This is a genomic window from Halalkalibacter lacteus, from assembly GCF_036663595.1.
In the GTDB taxonomy this organism is placed as follows: Bacteria; Bacillota; Bacilli; order Bacillales; family Bacillaceae_D; genus Halalkalibacter; species Halalkalibacter lacteus.
Genome location: NZ_JAWRVL010000341.1, coordinates 1 through 252, shown reverse-complemented (window position 1 = coordinate 252; position 252 = coordinate 1). Strand labels below are relative to the sequence as shown.

Genomic DNA, 252 nt, shown 5'->3' with positions numbered 1-252 from the left:
GGAGTTCGCGCGCCAACTGCTCGATGAAGGCGTGTACGTGATCGGGTTCTCCTACCCGGTCGTGCCCCAGGGCAAGGCGCGCATCCGCACGCAGATGTCGGCCGCGCACACGCGCGAACAGCTCGATCGCGCCGTCGCGGCGTTCAGCAAGGTCGGCAAAGCGCTGGGCGTAGTCTAAGATCGCGCCCCTATGCACGCACTCGTCAAAGCCCGCTCAGCCCCCGGCATCGATCTCCCGGACGTCGCGAAGCC

At 67.5% G+C, this 252-nt stretch carries 1 protein-coding gene; it reads left to right on the top strand.

Annotated features, from left to right (window positions below):
• Window positions 1–178, top strand: a 178-nt coding sequence (locus tag SAZ04_RS23300; RefSeq protein WP_348533370.1) for an aminotransferase class I/II-fold pyridoxal phosphate-dependent enzyme, incomplete at its 5' end; no start/stop codon positions are given.
• Window positions 179–252: the final 74 nt, after the last annotated feature.